Annotated in this window: 21 protein-coding genes and 2 riboswitches; of the genes, 4 read left to right on the top strand and 17 right to left on the bottom strand. The window is 63.4% G+C overall.

Annotation, left to right across the window (positions count from 1 at the left end):
- Nucleotides 1-18 precede the first annotated feature (18 nt).
- From AC53L6_RS15235 to cbiE, 9 genes are all read right to left on the bottom strand, one after another.
- Nucleotides 19-321 (bottom strand): urease subunit gamma, encoded by a 303-nt coding sequence (locus AC53L6_RS15235; RefSeq protein ID WP_076628231.1) that lies wholly within the window; start codon nucleotides 319-321, stop codon nucleotides 19-21.
- 3 nt (nucleotides 322-324) lie between these two features.
- Nucleotides 325-1,158, bottom strand: a complete 834-nt coding sequence (locus AC53L6_RS15240; protein WP_496908451.1) for an urease accessory protein UreD — start codon at nucleotides 1,156-1,158, stop codon at nucleotides 325-327.
- Nucleotides 1,159-1,256: 98 nt separating this feature from the next.
- The gene (gene cobF, locus AC53L6_RS15245) at nucleotides 1,257-2,000 is read right to left on the bottom strand and encodes a precorrin-6A synthase (deacetylating) (protein WP_496908452.1); all 744 of its coding nucleotides are present in this window, start codon (nucleotides 1,998-2,000) and stop codon (nucleotides 1,257-1,259) included.
- 54 nt (nucleotides 2,001-2,054) lie between these two features.
- Nucleotides 2,055-2,732: an energy-coupling factor ABC transporter permease gene (locus tag AC53L6_RS15250; protein WP_299598458.1), complete on the bottom strand. Its 678-nt coding sequence runs from the start codon at nucleotides 2,730-2,732 to the stop codon at nucleotides 2,055-2,057.
- Between the two features lie 52 nt (nucleotides 2,733-2,784).
- Nucleotides 2,785-2,974, bottom strand: a riboswitch (cobalamin riboswitch).
- A 60-nt stretch (nucleotides 2,975-3,034) separates the two neighbouring features.
- Entirely contained in the window at nucleotides 3,035-3,754 is a 720-nt protein-coding gene (cobA, locus tag AC53L6_RS15255; protein WP_299598455.1) for a uroporphyrinogen-III C-methyltransferase, read from the bottom strand.
- Complete coding sequence (locus AC53L6_RS15260) at nucleotides 3,751-5,058, bottom strand: cobyrinic acid a,c-diamide synthase CobB (protein ID WP_496908453.1); 1,308 nt, start codon at nucleotides 5,056-5,058, stop codon at nucleotides 3,751-3,753. The genes cobA and AC53L6_RS15260 overlap by 4 nt, the downstream gene beginning before the upstream one ends.
- A complete protein-coding gene (gene cobM, locus AC53L6_RS15265; protein WP_496908454.1) occupies nucleotides 5,051-5,845 on the bottom strand; it encodes a precorrin-4 C(11)-methyltransferase in 795 nt (264 codons plus the stop codon). The genes AC53L6_RS15260 and cobM overlap by 8 nt, the downstream gene beginning before the upstream one ends.
- Nucleotides 5,842-6,198: a cobalamin biosynthesis protein gene (locus AC53L6_RS15270; RefSeq protein WP_496908455.1), complete on the bottom strand. Its 357-nt coding sequence runs from the start codon at nucleotides 6,196-6,198 to the stop codon at nucleotides 5,842-5,844. The genes cobM and AC53L6_RS15270 overlap by 4 nt, the downstream gene beginning before the upstream one ends.
- On the bottom strand, nucleotides 6,195-7,406 hold the full coding sequence (gene cbiE / locus AC53L6_RS15275; RefSeq protein WP_496908456.1) for a precorrin-6y C5,15-methyltransferase (decarboxylating) subunit CbiE: 1,212 nt from the start codon (nucleotides 7,404-7,406) through the stop codon (nucleotides 6,195-6,197). Before cbiE ends, AC53L6_RS15270 begins: the two co-directional genes overlap by 4 nt.
- On the opposite strand from cbiE, the gene AC53L6_RS15280 reads away from it, so the two are divergent.
- Nucleotides 7,405-8,160, top strand: coding sequence for a cobalt-precorrin-6A reductase (locus AC53L6_RS15280; protein ID WP_496908457.1), 756 nt, complete (start codon nucleotides 7,405-7,407; stop codon nucleotides 8,158-8,160). The genes cbiE and AC53L6_RS15280 overlap by 2 nt on opposite strands.
- Here AC53L6_RS15280 and cobJ read toward each other — a convergent pair.
- From cobJ to AC53L6_RS15315, 7 genes are read right to left on the bottom strand one after another with little or no spacing between them, the layout of a single operon-like run.
- Nucleotides 8,133-8,885 (bottom strand): precorrin-3B C(17)-methyltransferase, encoded by a 753-nt coding sequence (gene cobJ / locus AC53L6_RS15285; protein ID WP_496908458.1) that lies wholly within the window; start codon nucleotides 8,883-8,885, stop codon nucleotides 8,133-8,135. The two genes, AC53L6_RS15280 and cobJ, sit on opposite strands and share 28 nt — an antisense overlap.
- Nucleotides 8,882-9,616, bottom strand: a complete 735-nt coding sequence (gene cobI / locus AC53L6_RS15290; RefSeq protein ID WP_496908459.1) for a precorrin-2 C(20)-methyltransferase — start codon at nucleotides 9,614-9,616, stop codon at nucleotides 8,882-8,884. Before cobI ends, cobJ begins: the two co-directional genes overlap by 4 nt.
- Entirely contained in the window at nucleotides 9,616-10,245 is a 630-nt protein-coding gene (locus AC53L6_RS15295; protein WP_496908460.1) for a precorrin-8X methylmutase, read from the bottom strand. The genes cobI and AC53L6_RS15295 overlap by 1 nt, the downstream gene beginning before the upstream one ends.
- Before the next feature lies 1 nt (nucleotide 10,246).
- Nucleotides 10,247-11,365: a precorrin-3B synthase gene (cobG, locus tag AC53L6_RS15300; protein WP_496908461.1), complete on the bottom strand. Its 1,119-nt coding sequence runs from the start codon at nucleotides 11,363-11,365 to the stop codon at nucleotides 10,247-10,249.
- Entirely contained in the window at nucleotides 11,362-14,595 is a 3,234-nt protein-coding gene (gene cobN, locus AC53L6_RS15305; RefSeq protein ID WP_496908462.1) for a cobaltochelatase subunit CobN, read from the bottom strand. Before cobN ends, cobG begins: the two co-directional genes overlap by 4 nt.
- Before the next feature lie 24 nt (nucleotides 14,596-14,619).
- Nucleotides 14,620-15,675, bottom strand: coding sequence for a cobalamin biosynthesis protein CobW (gene cobW, locus AC53L6_RS15310; RefSeq protein WP_496908463.1), 1,056 nt, complete (start codon nucleotides 15,673-15,675; stop codon nucleotides 14,620-14,622).
- A 3-nt stretch (nucleotides 15,676-15,678) separates the two neighbouring features.
- The gene (locus AC53L6_RS15315; RefSeq protein WP_496908464.1) at nucleotides 15,679-16,053 is read right to left on the bottom strand and encodes a DUF1636 family protein; all 375 of its coding nucleotides are present in this window, start codon (nucleotides 16,051-16,053) and stop codon (nucleotides 15,679-15,681) included.
- Between the two features lie 85 nt (nucleotides 16,054-16,138).
- Nucleotides 16,139-16,373: riboswitch (cobalamin riboswitch) on the bottom strand.
- A 93-nt stretch (nucleotides 16,374-16,466) separates the two neighbouring features.
- Between AC53L6_RS15315 and AC53L6_RS15320 the strand changes: the two genes are divergently transcribed.
- Nucleotides 16,467-17,078: an HAD family hydrolase gene (locus AC53L6_RS15320; RefSeq protein ID WP_496908465.1), complete on the top strand. Its 612-nt coding sequence runs from the start codon at nucleotides 16,467-16,469 to the stop codon at nucleotides 17,076-17,078.
- Between the two features lie 68 nt (nucleotides 17,079-17,146).
- Nucleotides 17,147-17,758, top strand: coding sequence for a cob(I)yrinic acid a,c-diamide adenosyltransferase (gene cobO, locus AC53L6_RS15325; RefSeq protein ID WP_299598421.1), 612 nt, complete (start codon nucleotides 17,147-17,149; stop codon nucleotides 17,756-17,758).
- 25 nt (nucleotides 17,759-17,783) lie between these two features.
- Here the strand turns inward: cobO and AC53L6_RS15330 are convergent, their stop codons facing one another.
- Complete coding sequence (locus AC53L6_RS15330; RefSeq protein ID WP_299207471.1) at nucleotides 17,784-17,933, bottom strand: hypothetical protein; 150 nt, start codon at nucleotides 17,931-17,933, stop codon at nucleotides 17,784-17,786.
- Between the two features lie 97 nt (nucleotides 17,934-18,030).
- Here AC53L6_RS15330 and AC53L6_RS15335 point away from each other — a divergent pair, with 97 nt between their 5' ends.
- The gene (locus AC53L6_RS15335) at nucleotides 18,031-19,479 is read left to right on the top strand and encodes a cobyric acid synthase (RefSeq protein WP_496908466.1); all 1,449 of its coding nucleotides are present in this window, start codon (nucleotides 18,031-18,033) and stop codon (nucleotides 19,477-19,479) included.
- The last annotated feature ends 15 nt before the right edge of the window (nucleotides 19,480-19,494 follow it).

Genomic DNA, 19,494 nt, shown 5'->3' on the forward strand with positions numbered 1-19,494 from the left:
ATTTTCCTTCGGGGATTGTCAGCGGATGGGATTATGGACGGTGACCAGTTTCGTGCCGTCGGGAAAGGTCGCCTCGACCTGCACGTCGTGGATCATCTCCGGCACGCCTTCCATGCACTGGTCGCGGGTAATGACCTGCGCGCCGGCTTCCATCATGTCGGCCACGCTGCGTCCGTCGCGTGCACCTTCCACCACCGCATCGGTGATCAACGCGATGGCCTCCGGGTGGTTCAGCTTGACGCCGCGTGCCAACCGCTTGCGCGCGACCTCGGCGGCCATGGCGACCAGCAGCTTGTCCTTTTCGCGGGGGGTGAGTTGCATGGGCTAAAGTCTCCAGCAGATGGGCAGGTGACCACCGGTGAGGTGGTCCAGAATGGGCAGAAGCGTCTTGCGCAGGTGGTAGCCCGAGGGGGCGAGCGTGCGCAGAACAAGGGTGTCATCCGTCAGCAGGCTGGCCCCACCGGTGTCGGGCAAAAGGGCACGGATGGGGGCCAGATGTGCTTCGGCGTCTGGTGCGATGTAGGTCAGGCTGACCATGGCCGTGGCCCTGCCGCCGATGGCGGCGCGCGACATCTGCGCCGTCATATCGCCCGACAGCGTCCACGCATCCAGCACCAAAGGCGCACCGTCGCGGGTAATGGATACACGGTCCGCAAAATGGCCATGCACCGTGTCTTCGCCCATGGCGATGCGGCCGACGCACATCGGCTCAACGATCAAGGCACGGGCGGTTGGGGCAAGATTGCAGGACAGCCGTCGGGTCATGGCGCAGCCGTCAAAGATCAGCGTTTCCTGCGGCAACCACCAAAGCGTTGCATCGTCTTCGGCGGTAAGGCGGGTCTCGACCCGCCCGACCTCGCCCGGTTGCGCGCGGTAGGCGCGTTCGCAGGCCTGCGTGGTCATCGTAAGATGCGTGCCGGCCCCGGCAGTGGCTGCGTAGTCAAACCTGTCCCCGCCCGTCACACCACCGGAGGTGTTCAACAGCACCGCCGTCAAACCGCGGGTGGCGCGCGGAAAGACCACCTTGGCCGCGCCTTTCTGGTACAGTCCGTCAATGACCGTTTGCCCTCCCACCGGCTTGGTCGATAGGCGCACTGACCCGATGGCGCGTGGTTGCGCGCAGGTTGTGGCAGCAGTCAGGGGCAGGTGGGCAGTCATTCGGTTTCGTGGTCGTTCATACCCTTCGATATGACCACTGCGAAACGTGTTCGGCCAGCCTCTGACCCCGGCCTGCGTTCTATTCCTGTGCGGATCGCCTATTTTTCGGGCAGTTTTCGCAGCAGGTAGGTATCCATGATCCAGCCATGGGCCGCGCGGGCCGTGGCGCGGCGCTCCACAATGCGATCCGAGGCATCGGCCAATCGCCCATGATCAAGGATCTGTTCCGGCATGCCCAGGTAGGCCCCCCACCAGATATCATAGGCGTCGCCGTCGAGGGTCTGGAAGGTGCAATCGCCATCCAGCATCACCACCAGCGTTTCGCACCCGTCAGGCCAGCCATGGTCGCGCAGACGCCGCCCGGTCGAGATCGTGACAGGCGCGTTCAGGGTATTAAGCGGAATGGCATGAGCCGCTGTCAGGGCCTGTATCGATGTGATCCCGGCCACCACACGGACCTCCGGCAATGGGTCCAATCGGGCAGCGATGCGCAGGGTGCTGTCATAAAGCGAAGGGTCACCCCAGACCAGCAGCGCGACCTTCCGGGCGGCGGGATATTGCGCCATAGTGGCGGTCCAAAGCGCTGCAATCTCATCATGCCAAGCGTCGACGCGGGCGATGTAGGGTAGGCTGTCATCCCGAACAGGCATGTCAAAGAGAGCGATAGGCGCGTCATCGCGCAGATCGGCAATGATCTGTGTCCGCAGATCGGCCAGATCGGATTTGCCGTCCCCCTTGTGCGGAATTAAAAACAGATCGGCCTCGGCCATCACGCGCCGGGCCTCTCCCGTCAGGTGATCGGGATTTCCGGTGCCGATGCCAATCAAGAAAAGCTGGGTCATGGTGTAAAAAGGGCCGCGCGGTGGCGGCCCCTTCCTTATTCCTATGTTGCGGGATCAAGCCGCGTCATGCAGTCGGTTGGTGAAGATGCCACTGCCTTGCGTGCCGCGCAGCGCCTTGGCGCCCGCCAGAACGGCTAGATCGGCGATGGGCTCGATCAGGATGACCAGCAGATAGGCACCACCGAAGGCCAGTACAGATTGGATGTTCTCGGCACCGACGCCTTGGCCGTAGATCGCCCAGAACGCGACCCAGGCCACAACACCACCTTGGTACACGGCGGACATCTTCAGCACTTGGGCATAGTCGAGATCCACATAGGCCGTGGCGTTCGGTACAATGCGCTTGGCCAGCGCGTGTACAGCGAACAGCGGGAACAGCAGGGTGGTCATGTTGACAAAGAACATGGGCATGTCGGACGGGGCAAAGAACGTGCCCTGCATCAGCAGGCCGAACACGAGGCCGAAGGCAGCGGCGGCAGGGCCGAGCAGCAGGAACAGGGTTGTGCCAAGGATGAAATGCACCTCAGAGACGCCAACAGCGAAATGCGGCAGCACTTCGAAGAACACGAACGTGCCCACGGTCGCCATTACGGCGCGCAAAATGAAGGACGGCACGCTGTGCTGTTTCAGGTCCTCGGCGGCCAGTTTGAAGGAATAGCCCGCGGCAGCTGCGGCAGTGCCGTAGGCCAGTGCCATTTTCGCGCCATCCACGACGCCCGGTTCGATATGCATCTCTCTGTCTCCTCGCCACCAACCCCGGCGGCATTATGGCCGGTGACCCGGCAAGTTTCATTTGTCGATGGCAGGTCTCCTGACTGCCGGGTCGCTGCGGGGCCGGACCTTCCCAACCCCATCTTGGGGCCAGTGGTTCATGCCGGGCCGCTCGCCGGTCACAGTTGCGGGGGCAGTCCGGGACTTTCACCCGGTTCCCTTTTCAGACCCCTTTCGGGGCCACCATCGTCAATCCACGTTTACAATGATTCCCCAGCGGGACAAGTCCGGAAGCGGCATTTGACGACGCGGAAAGGGCGCGCTCAGCTTTCCGCAAGCGCGCCGTACAGGATCAGGGCAGGGGCATCACTAACACCCCGGCCCAGTTCCTCGGCCAGTTCCGAAACCGTTGTGCGGTGCAGCTTCTGCGCGTCGGTGGACACACCCTCGGCCAGAAGCGCGGGTGTATCAGCGGGCAGCCCAGCCTGCATCAACATCTCCGCAAAATTGGGAAAGGTGCGCTGACCCATGAACACAACCGTTGTGGCCTGCGCGTCGGCAAGGGCCGCCATGTTCAGGTCCTCGGGCAAGGCGCCGCGCACATCGTGGCCGGTGACAAATTGAACTCTACGCGCTGTCAGCCGCCGGGTCAGCGGAATGCCTGCTGCCGCCGCAGCCGCACAGGCTGACGGCACACCGGGAATGATCTCGAATGGGATGCCTGCGGCCTTCAGAGCCTCTGTTTCTTCTTCCAACCGCCCGAACGTGCCGCCATCGCCGGATTTCAGCCGGACGATGCGCTGCCCCTCGGTCGCATAATCAACAAGCAACTGGCTGACATGGTGCTGCTTGGGCGATGGGCGTCCGGCCCGTTTGCCCACACCCACAAGGTCTGCACCGCTGCGCGCATGGCCGAGGATGGGACCCGCACTCAGGTCATCGAACAGCACAGCATCCGCGCGCTTCAGCCGATCCACGGCCTTGAGCGTCAAAAGCTCGGGGTCGCCGGGACCGGATCCCACAAAGCTGACAAACCCGGTCATGCCGTTTCCCCGGTGATCAGGTGAAAGAACGTGCCGGTGACATGGCCACGCCGCGACCCGGTCTCAGGCACCGGGTTGCCGTCCGCATCAGACACTTGGGCCAAGGGCTCATCGGGTTCGTCAAGGATTGTTGTATAGTGAAACTCGTGCCCGCGCAGCGCTGCACCGGCGGCAAAGCCAGGCATGGGCGCGTCCAGCACCGCGCGGCGGTAGCCCAAGTGGAACTTCCGCTTTTCAAAGCTGGTTTCAAGGCCAAACAGACCTGCCATCTCGTGCCGCGTGCCGTCCTTGTCGGTCAGACCGGCACCCAGAACCATATAACCACCACACTCACCGTGAACCGGCTTGGTCTTGGCGTGCTTGCACAATCCTGAAAGGAACGTGTGGGCCGCCGCCAGTGTGCCACCATGCAATTCGGGGTATCCGCCGGGCAACCAGACCAGATCGGCATCTGGCACGGGTGCTTCATCGGCCAGCGGAGAGAAGGGCAGCACTTCGGCCCCCGCTGCGCGCCACCCTTCCAGCAGATGCGGGTAGGTAAAGGAAAACGCGGCATCGCGAGCCAATGCGATCCGTTGCGCGGGTGGTGTTGGCAGCGGATGCGTATCAAGGGCCGGACCGGCTTGCGCCACGGCCTTGATCGCATCAAGGTCCACGTTCTCGCGCAGGAAGTCGGCGTATCCAACGATCGCTGCTTCAAGATCGGGATGCTCAACTGCTTGGATCAGCCCAAGGTGGCGTTCGGGCAGCTTCAGATCGCCGCGCCGGGGCAGACAGCCCAGCACCTTCACCCCTGCGCGTTCCATTCCCAACCGGGTCAGCCGTTCGTGCCGGGGACTGGCGACCCGGTTCAGGATCACACCGGCAAAAGGCAGGTCTGGGTTGTAGCTTTTGAACCCCAGCGCTGTGGCCGCCGCCGATTGTGCCTGTCCGCCCACGTCGATGACCAGAATGACGGGCCAGCCCATGGCAAGTGCGGTTTCCGCGCTGGACCCAAAGCCCGACTGACCGCGTGTGGCTACACCGTCGAACAGGCCCATGGATCCTTCGGCCACGCAGATATCGGCCCCCTGCGATTGCGCGGCAACGCCCCCAAGCAAATTGTTGTCCATCGCCCATGTATCGAAGTTGAACGAGGCGCGCCCGGCAGCGGCAAGATGGAATGCCGGATCGATGTAGTCCGGCCCGCTCTTGTAGGGCTGCACGACCATGCCATCATCCCGCAGGGCCCGCAGCAGGCCCAGCATCACCGTCGTCTTGCCCGTGCCTGACGCGGGGGCTGAGATCATAAGGCCCTTAGTCATCGCCATGACTCCAGCTGGCCCATGGACTGTCCGCGCTTTGCGGGCGGTAGCGGCGGTCGTAGTCCGTTGAATACAAACAACTTTCGTCGAAGCCTTCTGCCCCGATGGCATGGCCCACAAGGATCAGCGCAGTGCGGCTGATGCCGTCGTTCATGGCATCCTTCATAGTCGATAAAGTGGCATGGATGATCTGCTCGTCCGGCCAGCTTGCCCGGTAGACGACTGCGACGGGGCAGTTCGCGCCATACGCTGGCGTCAAGTCTGCAATGACTTGATCCAAATTCCCTATGCTCAGATGGATAGCCAACGTCGCGCCCGTGGCTGCAAAGTTTGTCAGCGTTTCGCCCTGCGGCATGGATGTGGCGCGTCCCGGTGTGCGGGTCAGAACAACGGATTGGGCCACGCCGGGCAGGGTCAGTTCGGCACCCAACGCCGCCGCTGCGGCAGAGAAAGAGGGCACGCCTGGCGTCACCGTGAACGGGATACCCGCCGCCTTGATCCGCCTCAATTGCTCGCCCATCGCCGACCAGACCGACAGGTCGCCCGAATGCAGCCGCGCAATGTCATGGCCCGCAGCGTGGGCAGTCTCGATTTCGGCCATGATGGTGTCGAGGTCCATGGAGGCCGTGTTCACGATCTTTGCGCCTTCGGGGCAGTGGTTTAGGATCGCTTCGGGCACCAGCGATCCTGCGTAGAGGCACACCGGGCAGGACGCGATCAGGTCGCGTCCTCGCAGTGTCAGCAGGTCGGGCGCGCCGGGGCCTGCGCCGATGAAATGTACGGTCATGTGTCTGGTCCTTCGGCTATGGCACAGGTGGCCATGCGATCTTGGGATATGGTGCGGGTGCTGATCAACCGCGCGCCGGGGCCTGCGGCGGCAAGGGCGGTGGCCTCGGCCACGCTGGGCGTACCTTTCTCGGCGCTGCTGCGAACCGACTGGGTGCGCGTTGTCTGGCCCGCGGCCTGGTGTTGGGTGACTGCGATGACGGTCAGGTTCATAGATTTCGCAAATGCGGTCAGGCTGTCCGCCTTTTCTGCCATAGTCGCCAGCGCATCGGGGGCATCCGCATGTTGTGCCAACGCGTCGGCAAAGCTGTCTTTGGTCGCCTGTGTGCTGAACCCGAATCCTGCAACAATCATCGGTCGAGGCTCCATTGCACAACCGGATAGGCAGATGCCCAGCCCCGTTTCGGGCCCAAAGGTGCGGCGTGACTGAGCGCGATGCGCATCAGTTCGCCACCGTGGTTTGCCTGTGCCGTGCTGAGCAGGGCTTCGCCTTCGAGTGTAACAGCGTTGACCACAATGCGGGCCGGGGTGGCCAGGGCAGCATCGAGGACGGGCTGGGACAGACCGCCGCCGATGAAGACTGCCTGCGGTTCCTTCAGGCCCGCGAGCGCGTCGGGGGCCGCGCCCTCAATCACCGTCAGCCGGTGATCGAGACCAAGGTCCAGTGCGTTCTGTGCAATCCGCGCGGCGCGATCGGCGCGTGGTTCTACCGTGGTGGCCGTGGTCGAGGGATGGGCCAACAACCACTCCAGCGCGATCGAACCCGAGCCACCGCCGATGTCCCAAAGATGCTCGCCGGGTTTCGGGGCCAATGTGGACAGGGTAATGGCGCGGACGGGGCGCTTGGTGATTTGCCCGTCGCTTTGGAACGTGTCGTCGGCCTGGCCTGATGCGGAGGTCAGGGCAGGTCCATCGCCCGCCACTTCGACTGCAGCGCAGAGCGGGTGTTCGAATGTGCCGGTGATCGTGTCGGCGCGGTGTTGCGTAAGGCGGTCCTGTGGCCCGCCCAAATGCTCCATCACATGCAGAATACTGTCGCCAAAGCCTTGAGTGTCCAGGTAGTTGCCAAGCGCTGGCACGGCATCTCCATCGCGCAGCGTCACGATCAGGCGTGCGCGCCGGGCGAGATGTGGTCGCATCCGGGCCATCGGCGCGGCATGCAGGCCGAGACACGCGGTGTTCTCCAACGGCCAGCCGAGCCGTGCAGCAGCGAGGGAAAAGCAGGAGGGGCCGGGCAGGGCGATCCATTCGTCAGGGCCAAAGCTGCGCGCGATCACGGAGCCTGCGCCGAACCAGAACGGATCGCCCGAGGCCAGCACTGCAACCCTCTGTCCCCGCAGGGATGCAAGGATTGCAATGCCGTCGGCGAAGGGGACGGGCCATGGGATGAGATCTGTCCCCGCGGGGACACTTGTGCTTAAGGGGTTGTTAACCACGAGATCCAGATGGCGTTGCGGCCCCATGATGACCTCAGCCGCCGCCAGAGCGGCTTGACTTGCGGCGCTGAGACCGGCAACCCCGTCCTCGCCTATGCCGATGATGGTCAACCAAGGGTCAGACATGCGCGCCAACCTCCTGATCCTTGCCGGTACGACCGAAGCCACCGCCTTTGCCAACGCTGCCGCAAAAGCGGGGCTGGCCGGTATGGTCAGCTTTGCGGGCCGTGTCGAGAGGCCCAAGCGCCAACCTTTGCCCCAGCGTATCGGCGGATTTGGCGGGGTCGACGGATTGGTTGCGCACATGCGCGATGAACAGATCACCCATGTGATTGATGCGACCCACCCCTTTGCCGCGCAGATGAGTCGGAATGCGGTGGAGGCTTGCGCTAAGGCTGACGTTCCGCTGATCGCACTGACCCGCAAGCCGTGGAGTGCGCAGGCCGGAGATGCCTGGACCCGTGTGCCTGACATTCCGGGTGCTGTGGCCGCCCTGGACCAACCCGCCGTCCGCGTCATGCTGGCCGTCGGTCGGATGCATCTGGCAGAGTTCGCGCCGAATCCGCAGCATTTCTATCTTCTGCGTCTGGTCGATCCACCCAAAGACCTGCCGCCCTTTCCCGATCACCATGCGCTGGTGTCGCGCGGGCCGTTTACCGAAACTGACGACCTTGCACTGATGCAAGAGCATCGCATTGATCTGGTTGTGTCCAAGAATGCTGGTGGTTCCGGTGCCTATGCCAAGATCGCCGCCGCCCGCAGTCTTGGTTTGCCGGTGATCATGATCGACCGACCGGCTGTGCCGGACCGGCATGAGGCGCATTCCGTGGCGCAAGTGATGGATTGGCTGCGTCATTCGGGCGTCGACCTTGGGGTGTAGACAATTGGTGCGCCGTCGCGGGGGATGATCCGGGTGCGGGACGAGCCGACGATGACCATCGTGCGCATGTCCGCCATGTCGGGCGTGGTTTGAGACAGGGGCACGATTTTTATTTCTTCATCGGACTGGGTGACGTTGCGGGCGAAGATCACCGGACGGTCATCGCCACATGCCTCTTTTAACACGTCGAGCGTGCGTACGAACCCTTCCGGTCGGGATTTGGACCGGGGATTGTAGAAGGCCATGGCAAAGTCGCCTTCGGCAGCGAGGCGCAGGCGCTTTTCGATCAAGCTCCATGGTTTGAGGTTGTCAGACAGATTGATCGCGCAGAAGTCGTGGCCCAGCGGCGCGCCGCAGCGGGCGGAGGCCGCGAGCATGGCGGTGATGCCAGGGAGCACCGAGATGTCGAGATTGCGCCAATCTTCGGGCCCATCCTCGACCGCTTCAAACACGGCAGCGGCCATGGCGAAAACGCCGGGATCACCTGAAGAGACGACAACGACGTTCTTGCCTTCGCTCGCCATTTCAAGCGCGTGGCGCGAGCGGTCGATTTCGACGCGGTTGTCAGTGGCATGTAGGGTGAGGCCGGGCCGTTCCGCGACACGCGCAACATACGGGATGTAGCCCACCACATCTGTAGCCTTGGCCAGCACATCCGTGACTTCGGGCGTGATCAGGGCGTCATCCCCCGGCCCAAGGCCCGCGATGCGCACCCAGCCTGTCATGGCCGGCGGCCCTGTCCGTGCACAACGATGATCGAGAAGTAAGGGGCCACTTTCCCCTCGGCCTCGCACAGTTTTTGAACGTTTTGCTTGGGCATGGCGGCGTACTCGATGAGGTAGGCATCTTCGTATTTGCCAGCACGGCGCAGAGCGGTACAGACCTTGTCGATATTGCGCCCGATCTTCATCACCACCAGGGCATCGGCCTGTTCCATGCCAGATACAAGAGTGTCTTCGTCCAGCGTACCCATCAGCACCGTCAGGATGTCGTCGCCCCACGTGATCGGCGCACCGGTGGCCGTCCAAGCGCCGGACATGCCGGTGATGGCGGGCACGACCTGCACTGGCACATGTGGTTCGAGCCGCGTGTAGAGGTGCATGAAGGAGCCGTAGAAGAACGGGTCACCTTCGCACAGAACGACCACATCCTCGCCTTGTTCGGCGAGTTGGCGCAGGTGGGCGGTACAGTCTGCGTAGAATGCGCTGAGGATTTCGTTGTAGCGTGGGTCGTTCAGCGGGATTTCGGTGGTGACCGGGTATTCCATGGGGAACTCGACGGCATGGTTGGCGAGCATGCCGTTCACGATGGTGCGTGCCTGACCCGGACGGCCTGCCTTGCGGAAGAATGCCACGTGTTGGGCGTTTCGCACCAGCCGGTCCGCGCGGACGCTGAGCAGGTCCTGCGCGCCGGGGCCAAGGCCCACGCCGTGCACGGTTCCGGGGGCGGCGGCCATTATTCTTTCCGACTCGCGATGGCATTGACGGCGGCGACGGTGATGGCACTGCCGCCCAGCCGTCCCTGCACGATGCAACAGGGAACGGGTTGATCGGCCCAGAGGGCATCTTTGGATTCCACCGCGCCGACAAAGCCCACGGGGCAGCCAATGATGGCGGCGGGGCGCGGGCAGTTGGGGTCTTCGAGCATGTTCAGCAGATGAAACAGCGCAGTGGGGGCGTTGCCAATGGCGACAACTGCGCCTGCCAGATGGGGGCGCCAAAGCTCGAGGGCGGCGGCGGAACGGGTGTTGCTCATTTCTGCGGCCAGTTCGCGGACGCCGTCATTGTGCAGTGTGCAGATCACCTTGTTGTCAGCGGGCAGGCGCGGGCGTGTGATCCCTTCGCTGACCATGCGCGCGTCACAAAGGATCGGTGCGCCGTTTTCCAATGCCGCGCGGGCGGCAGGCACGAAACCGGGCGAAAAGCGGCAGTGCTGTTCGAGGCCAACCATGCCTGCGGCGTGGATCATGCGGACAGCGACCTGTTCCTCGTCCTTGTCGAAGTGGGCGAGGTCGGCTTCGGCCCGGATCGTGGCGAAGCTTTGCAGGTAAATGGCCGCGCCATTGGTTTCGTATTCGTAGGGCATATTAGCTCGCCGTGGTCAGGAGGTCATTTGGCGTGAGGCCGCGTTGGCGGGGGGCATCCCATGGATGGCCGTTCTCTACAAGGTCGAACGCGCCGTCGCGACCTACGAGCGTAGTGGTGGCGGGGCGCGGGTGGGCGCAGCCTTTTGAGCAGCCCGAGATGTGGAGTGTTCCGCTGTGATGCGGCGCGAGTTGTCGGGCAAGGGCGCGTGTATCGACTGTCGCGGCACTGCAGGCGGGCGCGCCGGGGCAGGCGTGGATGCGCAGGAGCGGATCGGTGCGGCTGGTGACAAATCCGTGCGTATCGCAGGGCTGTGCGTCTTCCAACAGGAAGGTGCGCCAGGGGGTGACGCGAAGGGCGGTCGCTTGGCTGTCCTGGATTAGTCTGGTCATGGCACGCGCGTCGATGCTGCCAAAAGGCGCGCCATAGACAAATCCGCCGGTTACCGCGCCGGGGGTGATGGAAGCCGTGGCGGGCGATGGTTTAGTATCCTGCCACGTGTCTGGAAACGTTCTGGTTTTCAGATGCTTGGACATCCGGCCCGCGGCGACGCCGTCGGATGCGACGAACCATTTTGCCAGTTCGATCAGCGCTGTCGGGGCGTTCTGCTCCGAGACGCGCTTGCCTTTGTGTGCACCGTCAGCGCGCAGGATGAGATCGCCTGTGTCCGCCCGTTCAAACCGGAAATCGGCGGACGTGTCGGACAGAACGGGGCCCGTTCCCGCATCGATGGCAACGCCCATCTTGGGAGGTAAGTCGGGCAGGTCGGGCAGGGCTTTGAGCAAGGCCGCGTGCAAACGCGTGGTAAGGTCGCCCGCTTGCCACATGGGCGTGACGATGATGTTGCGCCGGGATTCGTCTTCGGCCGTGGCATCGAGCAGGTCGAGCTGTTGGAGGGCTGTCAGGACATTGCCGTGCTGGTCTTCCGCAATGCCGCGCATCTGCAAGTTGGCGCGGCTGGTAAGGTCGATGATGCCGTTTCCATGGCTTAGCGACAGGGCGCAGAGGCCGAGGATCTGATCATGGGTAAGGCGTGCCAGACGCGGGCGGATACGCATGATCAGGCCGTCACCGGACATCATCGGGCGCCATGCGCCTGGGCACCAGCCTTTGACGGTCATTGTGCTGCCTCGAGCGCAGCGCGGATCGAGTTGCGGCGGGTGTGCCAGAGGCCTGCGGCGTCGAGTGCTGCGAACTGGTCCTGCATCGCCTGGTACGCGCCGGGGTTGGCGTCCTGGAGGAAGGCCGCCACCTCGGGGTCACCGAGGGTGGCGTCATGGTACGCGTCGAAGAGGTGGGGGCCGACGACCCCCGCGAGATTGGCAAAGGCGGCCATGTGGTCGAGCGTGGCGGCGATCTCTGCTCCGCCGCGGAAGCCGTGACGCATCATGCCGCGCAGCCACTGGGCCTGCGTCGCGCGGGCCTGAACGACGCGGGCGATTTCCTCGGGCAGGGTGCGCGCGCGGGGGCGGTCGGGTTGCGTCGTGTCGAGGTGGTAGAGGGCTGCCTTGCCTCCGGTCACCGCTTGGGCAGCAGCGAACCCGGCTTCATGCGCGGCGTAGTCCGAGGCCAGCAGGACATCTGTCTCTGGCAAGTCTTGCAGGTGGACAAAGCTGTCGGCTGCTGCGACGCGGGCACGGATGCCATCTTCGTCCTTCGTCGCGGTTGGGCCGTCAAGGGCATAGGCGCTGGCTGCGAGCCACGCCTGCCCCGCGGCAACCCGGGCGTCCTCGGTGAACGTCTCTATGTCTCCGCCCATACCAAGGCCAAAGCTGCCGGGAGCGGGGCCGTAGACGCGGGCATCCGGTACCGTGCCGGCGTAGGGGTTCCAGTCGGGAGCCTCATCGCGTTGGCTGAGCGCGCGGACGGCTTGGGCAAAGAGGGCGGATAGCGTGGGGAATACGTCGCGGAAGAGGCCGGAGACGCGCAGGGTGACGTCGATCCGGGGGCGGTCAAGGTCGGTAATGGGCAGCACTTCTATGCCGGAGACGCGCTCGGAACATTGGTCCCAAACCGGTTTCACGCCCAGAAGGTGCAGGGCCATCGCGAATTCCTCACCCGCCGTGCGCATCGTTGCGGAGCCCCAAAGGTCGACGATCAGGCCACGGGGCCAGTCGCCTTCTTCCTGCAAGTGGCGGCGGACCAATTCCTCGGCCAGTTTGACGCCTTGGGCATAGGCGGCGCGGGTTGGGACCGAACGGGGATCGGTGGTGTAGAGATTGCGGCCCGTGGGCAGCACGTCGCTCCGCCCACGATGGGGGGAGCCGGAGGGGCCACCGGCGATGCGCTTGCCATTGAGCGCGTCTATCAAGGCGCTGCGCTCGGTGTCAGCCCCTTGACCCCAGATGTGCAGCCCGTCACCGAACTGGCTTTCCTTGATATCGCAGACGAAGCGGTCGATGCGGGTGATCGCCTCTGCCGAACAGCTGGCGCGGTCGAGGCCAAGGTCATTTTCGACCCCGATGGCCTGCGCCTCGGCCCGGATGTCGTCGTGCAGCCGGTCGCGGCGCTTGGGGTCGAGGCCATCGGCGTTGGAAAATTCATCGAGCAGGGTTTCGAGCCGGATGAACCTGTCGGGTTTGGCGCTGTCCTTCATCGGGGGGGGCAGGTGGCCAAGTGTGACAGCCCCGATGCGGCGTTTGGCTTGAGCGGCCTCGCCCGGGTCGTTCACGATGAAGGGGTAGATGACAGGCAGGGTGCCGGTCAGCGCCTCGGGCCAGCATTTATCCGACAACGCAACGGACTTGCCGGGCAGCCATTCGAGAGTGCCGTGCGCGCCGATGTGGATCAGGGCTTGGGTCTGGCTTTGGAGCCAGAGGTAGAAAGCGACATAGGCGTGGCGGGGGACGCGGCTGAGGTCGTGGTAGTCGTCGTCCCGCGCGTCGGGTGTGCCGCGTTCTGGTTGCAGGGCGACCAGGACATTGCCCCGGCGGGTGGCGGGGAAGTGGAAGTGTCCCTTGTCAGCGTCATCGTCGGGGCCGCCCCATGCAGCATAGAGATCGTCTCGTAGCGATTGGGGTAGAGTTGACAGCGCTGCCTTGTAGTCGGTGAGCGGCCAAGTGATCGTCTCAGTTTCGAGTGCGCTTGTGACGGGTGTCAGGTCGGTATTGTGGCCCGTGTTTTGCAAGTCGGCAAGGATCGCATCGGTCGAGGCGAGCGCATCCAGACCCACGGCATGAGCCATGTTCCAGTCCTTGCCCGGGTAAGTGCTGAGCACAAGCGCGAGGGTGCGTTCCTTTGCCGGGGTCGTGGCAAGGTCTGTCCACGCTTTTACCCGGTCCGCAACCATCTCTATGCGTTTGGTGTCGGCCTTGTGCGCATAGCGGGCGAATTGCAGGTCGTCGTCGCGCGGCTGCGGTTCTTTGAACGATGCAACACCGGCAAACAGGCGGCCATCCACCTCGGGCAGAACCACGTGCATGGCGAGGTCGGTGGGGGAAAGGCCGCGCTCTGCCTCGTCCCAGGCCTCTCGGGTGGACGTGGCGAGTGCGATCTGGAAAACCGGGACATCGCCCGCATCAAGGGGTGACGCGCCGTTTGCGCCGATGCCGGAGAAGGCGGTGGCGTTGACAATGGCGGTGGGTTTCTGATGTGCGATCTGGCGGGCCATCCAAGCTGCCGCGTCCGGGGTTTTGAGCGAAGGCGCGAAGAGGCCGAGCACGCGGAAGCCACGGGCACGCAGGGCTTGGAACGTCGCCTTGATCGGTGACAGGTCCGCAGCGGACAGATAGGCGCGGTAGAAAGTCGCGATGATCAGGGGGCGGGTATCGGCGCCATGCACCAGCGGACAGGTCACGCCATCTTCGGGTGTCCATGCGCCGACGGTTGGCAGTGCCTTGGAGCCTTTGACGGGACCCGCGTATAGACCGGAGGCCAACGCCATTTGTGCAAGTGCTGCTTGCGCCGCGACTGCGCCGCCAGTGTCACAGAGATGCGCGAGGCGTCGGAGAGTGGATACGGGGAGGGTCGAGATTTCATCCAGCCGCGTATCGGGCCGCCCATCGGCGGGCAGGACAGCCAGCGCGATGCCCTTGGCGCGACACAGTGCTTCGACCTGTTGCAACCCGTAGGACCAATAGGGCACACCCCCGATCAGGCGGATCAGGATGCCCTTGGCCCCTTCAAGTGTCTGTTCGACATAGGTGTCGACGGACAGAGGGTGCTTGAGGCCCACCAAATTGGCGAGCCGTACCGTGGGCAGCTTGCCGTCCGCCCGGTGCCATGCCGCCGCGAAGGCGCCAAGGTCGCTGTCCGAGAACGACAGCACCACCAGATCCGCAGGCGTCTGCCCCAGATCGGTGGGTGTCTCGGTCTCTTCGAGCCCGTGGCTTTCGCGGAAGACGACATGCATGGCTGGGGCCTTGGGGCGGTTTCGTTACTCGGCGGCTTCGGTGACTTGGACCAGGGCGGCGCGAATGGCTGCTTCGTTCACGTCGTCATGTTCGGCAATCACGACCAAACGGCCCTGCCGCGCCTCGTCCGGCCCCCACGGGCGGTCGAACTGGTGGCGGACACGGGCACCGACGGCCTGGACCAGTAGGCGCATGGGCTTGCCAGCGACGGCGGCGTAGCCTTTGACCCGCAGGATGTTCTGCGTCTTGGCCATCGCTTCGATGCGGGCAACCAGTTCCGCCGGATCGCTGGCTTCGGGGATGTCGATGATGACGCTTTCAAAGTCGTCATGTTCGTGGTCGTCATGCCCGTCGTGGTGGGACGGGCGCGCGTCCATGTCGTCTTCGGCAGCCGCTTCCAGCCCAAGGATCACGCGGGGATCGACTGCCCCTTCGGCGACTTCCACGACAGGCAAGGTGCGGGGCGCTTCGGCGGCGATCACCTCTTTGGCCTTGGCAATGCCCTCGGGGCCCGCAAGGTCGGGTTTGGTCAGCAGGATGATGTCGGCGCAGCTGATCTGATCCTCGAACACTTCCGAAAGGGGAGTTTCGTGATCAAGGCTGTCATCGGCTTCGCGCTGGGCGTCGACGGCCGCCACATCCGGGGCGAAGCGGCCCGCGGCCACCGCTTCGGCATCGGCCAAAGCGATCACACCGTCCACCGTGATGCGGCTGCGGATATCGGGCCAGTCGAACGCCTTGAGCAGCGGTTTGGGCAGAGCGAGGCCGGAGGTTTCGATCAGGATGTGTTCGGGCTGCGGGTCGAGGGCCATCAGTGCCTCGATTGTCGGGATGAAGTCGTCGGCCACGGTGCAGCAGATGCAGCCGTTGGCCAACTCCATGATGTTCTCGGCCGGGCAGTCGGGAATGGCGCAGCTTTTGAGGATGTCGCCGTCCACGCCCACATCGCCGAACTCGTTGACGATCACGGCAAGTCGCTTGCCTTGCGGGTTCTGCATCAGGTGACGCACAAGGGTCGTCTTGCCGGAGCCGAGAAAGCCGGTGATGACGGTGACGGGGACTTTGTTCAAGTTTGCCATAGATCAGAACTCCGGCGGGGGGATGCGGGCGATGCAGTTTTTGCGGAAATGTTCGGGGCGCTCGCGCCACGGCACGATGCCGTCGGTGGTGGCGGCATATTTGGCGATACCATCGACCACTATGTCGGCGTCTCGGTCTTCCATCAGGTTGCCGTAGACATAGGTCCAGCGCTGCGCACCACCGCGCACGGCGACCGAGCAGCCGGACGAGCAGTTGGACAGGCATTCAACGGCTTTGAGCGTCACGCCCTCGGGCATGGTGCGGTTGGCAAGTTCGGCGTGTAACGCTTCGCCGGGGCGCGTGCCGTCCTCAGGCACCTCCAACTCGCGGCGGCATTTCACGCAGACCAAGAGTTCCACGGGGGGCAGATCGGCCATGTTCTTTCCCTGTCAGGGGACAGCATGGCAGATGGCGGGCGGCGAGGGGGCCGTTGGTTCCCGACACCCGGCACACCCCGTCCGGTTTCGTCTTCTCTCGCTGGCAGGTCTCCCGGCTTGCGGATTTCGAGGCGCCTCTCCATTGAGAGCGGGCCTCATCGGCCACCCTGCCTTCCCGGCGCTTGGCCAGTGGCGTGGGGGGACCTCTCCGGTCACGGTCGCGGGGGCGGCTGCTTTGACAAGAATTTTCACTCGAAAATTCCTGCGCGGCATTCCCTTTTCACCCGAAGCGGACCCCGGGCACCAGCAGAACCGTAGTGCGCGGGCGGCGATACAGAGTCAAGCGGGAACGCAATGGTGAACAATGGGTCGTTGCGTTACGGTGGAGCTCGTTTGAGAGTGCGGAGCTTGCCATGAAGGAACAGGTCATTGTTTGGGATTTCGATGGTGTTCTGAACGACAACATGGTGGACGGGCGATTTGTCTGGGCGGATGCTCTGTTTGACGATTGGGGTGTGCGGCTGGACACCTTGCAATCGCATCTGTTCCGGCCCGAGCGCATTCGCTCTATCATACGAGGCGAGCGAGACCTGCGCGACGCCCTGTCCGAGTGGATCGCCGGCTTGGAGCAAGAGATCGACGTGGACGCCTTTCTTGCCTACTGGTTTGCCAAGGATGCCCGTCCTGACCCGGCTGTCCTGCCGCACTTGGAGCGTTCGGCGTTTCGCCACGTGATCGGCACAAATAACGAGGCGCGCCGGGCAGCGTATATCGAGACAGAGATGGGGTTTGCCGATCGGGTTGAACGGGTCTTTGCCTCCGGTCGCATGGGCTGTGCGAAACCCGAGGATGCCTATTTTGCGCAGATCGAGGATTGGACGGGTGCAGCTGCTGCGTCCCATGTTCTGGTGGACGATTCGAAACGGAATGTTGACGCAGCACAAGCGCGTGGCTGGCACGCCTACCATTTTGCCGATAACACGCGTGATGGTCTTGGGCCGTTTCTGGATCGCTTGGCCCGATAGGCACAAACGCCTCTGGTCGCGCCGGTCAAATAGTGGCACCACTTGGTCGACCAACACCGGAGGACGCCATGGACGACATCACCGAACGCCACAATGCCAAGATGAAAAAGATCAAGGCCGCCCGCGACAAGATGATGGCGACCAAGACCGAGGAGAAGGGTCTGATCATGGTCCATACCGGGCCGGGCAAGGGCAAATCCTCGTCCGGGTTCGGGATGATCATGCGTTGCATTTCGCATGGTATGCCCTGTGCGGTGGTTCAGTTCATCAAGGGCAATTGGGACACCGGGGAAAAGACGTTCCTACGGGACCGGTTCGCGGATGAGTGCCGGTTTTTTGTGTCCGGAGAAGGGTTCACTTGGGAAACCCAGGACCGTGAGCGGGACATCGCGGCGGCGCAGAATGGGTGGAAGATTGCCAAGGAGCAGATCCTTGATCCCGAGATCCAGTTTGTCTTGCTGGACGAGATCAACATCGCGTTGCGCTACGATTATCTGGATATCGACGAGGTTGTGGATTTCCTGATGACAGAAAAGCCCGAGATGACGCATGTGGTGCTGACAGGCCGGAACGCGAAGCCCGAACTGATAGAGGCTGCGGACCTCGTGACCGAGATGACGTTGGTGAAGCACCCCTTCAAAGATCTGGGCGTGAAGGCGCAGAAGGGCGTGGAATTCTGAGGCCGCCCATAGGGCAGCGAGAGGTTTAGCTCAAAAGCGCTGCGACAGTGTCGAGGTCGATGGCCCAAGCTGCCGCTGGTACAGCGATTGCCAGCCCCATCAGGATCATCGTTTTGCGTGCCCGCGCCTTGGCCGCGCGCTTGCGGCGTTCGGGTGTGTTTGTGAAATCCAACATGATCTTTCCGTTTCGTTTGTGTGGTGTCATGTAAGTGATCGTCGCATCAGCATGCGCGACGAATCTGGCATTTCTGGGTTGTCAGGATGGAGGTATCATGGCGAAAGCCCTCATGTTTCAAGGCACGGGCTCGAATGTCGGCAAGTCGATGCTGGTGTCGGGTATGTGCCGCGCGGCAAAGCGCCGAGGCATATCCGTCGCCCCTTTCAAGCCGCAAAACATGTCGAACAATGCCGCCGTGACGACCGATGGGGGCGAGATTGGCCGCGCCCAGGCGCTGCAGGCCATGGCTTGCGGGTTGGAACCGCATACCGACATGAACCCGGTGCTTCTGAAGCCTGAGACGGATGTGGGCAGCCAGGTCGTGGTGCAGGGCAAGCGCCTGACCACGGTGAAGGCGCGGGAATACGCCGCGCTAAAGCCGCAGCTTATGGAACATGTACTCGACAGCTTTGATCGGTTGAAGCAGGCACATGATCTGGTGCTGGTCGAAGGGGCGGGCAGCCCGGCCGAGGTGAACCTGCGCCCCGGTGATATTGCCAATATGGGCTTTGCCCGCGCCGCCGACTGCCCCGTGATCCTGGCTGGTGACATCGACCGTGGCGGGGTGATTGCGCAGGTTGTGGGAACGCAGTCTGTGATTGATCCGGAAGACGCCGCACTGATCCAGGGCTTTCTGATCAATCGCTTTCGTGGTGATCCGCGCCTGTTTGACGATGGTTACGCCCTGATTGAAAAACACACAGGGTGGCGTGGCTTTGGCGTGGTGCCTTGGTTTCCGGATGCCTGGAAACTGCCAGCAGAGGATGCGCTGGATATCGCGACACCGCGCCGCCCGGATGGCCTGCACATCGTGTGCCTCAAGCTGTCGCGTATCGCGAATTTCGATGATCTTGACCCGTTGGCACAGGAGCCGGGGGTGCGGTTGACCATGCTGCATGCGGGCCAACCGTTGCCTGCGGACACGGACGTGGTGATCATCCCGGGCAGCAAATCGACGCGGGGCGATCTACAATTTCTGCGGGACCAGGGCTGGGACGAGGATATCCGTGCCCACGCGCGGCGCGGTGGGTCTGTCTTAGGGATCTGTGGCGGGTTCCAGATGCTTGGACGGGTGGTGGATGATCCTGAGGGCATTGAAGGGCCTGCAGGCGCTACGGATGGGATCGGATTGCTGGATATCCAGACCAAGATGACAGATGACAAACGGTTGACCACCATCGAGGCGGTCCATGTTCCAACGGCGCAAGCCTTTCACGGGTATGAAATTCACATTGGACGCAGCGAGGGACCCGATCGCGCGCGTCCATTTGCGCAGGTCGCGGGGCAGAATGAGGGTGCGATCAGCGCAGATGGACGGATTGCCGGCAGTTACCTGCATGGCATGTTCCGCGATGATGGCTTTCGCCGGGCATGGTTGGCGGGATTCGCTGTGAACCATGGCAACCAGTCTTACGCCGATACCGTGGAAACAACGCTTGACGCATTGGCGGATCATCTCGAGACCCATCTCGACATCGACGCGCTTTTGGCTTGCGCACGATAGGGTGGGGGCACAGAG

It is taken from the genome of Tateyamaria sp. LSS28 (assembly GCF_059611725.1).

What these genes read in the sequence shown, in the direction of transcription:
- AC53L6_RS15235 (WP_076628231.1), bottom strand. Translation starts at nt 321, where the DNA reads ATGCAACTCACCCCCCGCGAAAAGGACAAGCTGCTGGTCGCCATGGCC.
- AC53L6_RS15240 (WP_496908451.1), bottom strand. Translation starts at nt 1,158, where the DNA reads ATGACTGCCCACCTGCCCCTGACTGCTGCCACAACCTGCGCGCAACCA.
- cobF (WP_496908452.1), bottom strand. Translation starts at nt 2,000, where the DNA reads ATGACCCAGCTTTTCTTGATTGGCATCGGCACCGGAAATCCCGATCAC.
- AC53L6_RS15250 (WP_299598458.1), bottom strand. Translation starts at nt 2,732, where the DNA reads ATGCATATCGAACCGGGCGTCGTGGATGGCGCGAAAATGGCACTGGCC.
- cobA (WP_299598455.1), bottom strand. Translation starts at nt 3,754, where the DNA reads ATGACCGGGTTTGTCAGCTTTGTGGGATCCGGTCCCGGCGACCCCGAG.
- AC53L6_RS15260 (WP_496908453.1), bottom strand. Translation starts at nt 5,058, where the DNA reads ATGACTAAGGGCCTTATGATCTCAGCCCCCGCGTCAGGCACGGGCAAG.
- cobM (WP_496908454.1), bottom strand. Translation starts at nt 5,845, where the DNA reads ATGACCGTACATTTCATCGGCGCAGGCCCCGGCGCGCCCGACCTGCTG.
- AC53L6_RS15270 (WP_496908455.1), bottom strand. Translation starts at nt 6,198, where the DNA reads ATGATTGTTGCAGGATTCGGGTTCAGCACACAGGCGACCAAAGACAGC.
- AC53L6_RS15280 (WP_496908457.1), top strand. Translation starts at nt 7,405, where the DNA reads ATGCGCGCCAACCTCCTGATCCTTGCCGGTACGACCGAAGCCACCGCC.
- cbiE (WP_496908456.1), bottom strand. Translation starts at nt 7,406, where the DNA reads ATGTCTGACCCTTGGTTGACCATCATCGGCATAGGCGAGGACGGGGTT.
- cobJ (WP_496908458.1), bottom strand. Translation starts at nt 8,885, where the DNA reads ATGACAGGCTGGGTGCGCATCGCGGGCCTTGGGCCGGGGGATGACGCC.
- cobI (WP_496908459.1), bottom strand. Translation starts at nt 9,616, where the DNA reads ATGGCCGCCGCCCCCGGAACCGTGCACGGCGTGGGCCTTGGCCCCGGC.
- AC53L6_RS15295 (WP_496908460.1), bottom strand. Translation starts at nt 10,245, where the DNA reads ATGCCCTACGAATACGAAACCAATGGCGCGGCCATTTACCTGCAAAGC.
- cobG (WP_496908461.1), bottom strand. Translation starts at nt 11,365, where the DNA reads ATGACCGTCAAAGGCTGGTGCCCAGGCGCATGGCGCCCGATGATGTCC.
- cobN (WP_496908462.1), bottom strand. Translation starts at nt 14,595, where the DNA reads ATGCATGTCGTCTTCCGCGAAAGCCACGGGCTCGAAGAGACCGAGACA.
- cobW (WP_496908463.1), bottom strand. Translation starts at nt 15,675, where the DNA reads ATGGCAAACTTGAACAAAGTCCCCGTCACCGTCATCACCGGCTTTCTC.
- AC53L6_RS15315 (WP_496908464.1), bottom strand. Translation starts at nt 16,053, where the DNA reads ATGGCCGATCTGCCCCCCGTGGAACTCTTGGTCTGCGTGAAATGCCGC.
- AC53L6_RS15320 (WP_496908465.1), top strand. Translation starts at nt 16,467, where the DNA reads ATGAAGGAACAGGTCATTGTTTGGGATTTCGATGGTGTTCTGAACGAC.
- cobO (WP_299598421.1), top strand. Translation starts at nt 17,147, where the DNA reads ATGGACGACATCACCGAACGCCACAATGCCAAGATGAAAAAGATCAAG.
- AC53L6_RS15330 (WP_299207471.1), bottom strand. Translation starts at nt 17,933, where the DNA reads ATGTTGGATTTCACAAACACACCCGAACGCCGCAAGCGCGCGGCCAAG.
- AC53L6_RS15335 (WP_496908466.1), top strand. Translation starts at nt 18,031, where the DNA reads ATGGCGAAAGCCCTCATGTTTCAAGGCACGGGCTCGAATGTCGGCAAG.